The organism is Vibrio sp. 10N.222.52.C12 (assembly GCF_041474215.1).
Lineage (GTDB): Bacteria > Pseudomonadota > Gammaproteobacteria > Enterobacterales > Vibrionaceae > Vibrio > Vibrio crassostreae_C.
In genome coordinates this window covers 1-274 of record NZ_JBFRTR010000198.1, presented here as the reverse complement: position 1 = coordinate 274, position 274 = coordinate 1, and the positions used below count along the sequence as shown (strand labels likewise).

Annotated in this window: 2 tRNA genes; both read right to left on the bottom strand. The window is 49.3% G+C overall.

The annotated features are described in order from the left end of the window. Positions 1-35: 35 nt before the first annotated feature. A tRNA-Trp gene (locus tag AB4623_RS23640) sits at positions 36-112 on the bottom strand. A 35-nt stretch (positions 113-147) separates the two neighbouring features. After that, positions 148-224, bottom strand: a tRNA-Asp gene (locus AB4623_RS23635). Positions 225-274 lie beyond the last annotated feature (50 nt).

The window sequence follows — 274 nt, the reverse complement described above, 5'->3', positions numbered from 1 at the left end:
GCCTTTTTTCATGCATAAATAATGCACTTTGAAGATGGCAGGGGTGGAGAGATTCGAACTCCCAACACGCGGATTTGGAATCCGCTGCTCTGCCAATTGGAGCTACACCCCTATTTTCAGTTTTAAAGAGCTGAAACTCTGAATAAGTGGCGGAGTGGACGGGACTCGAACCCGCGACCCCCGGCGTGACAGGCCGGTATTCTAACCAACTGAACTACCACTCCGCAGTGGAATACTTGTCGTCGCTGACAAGTGTTCAAACTTTTTGTCTTCA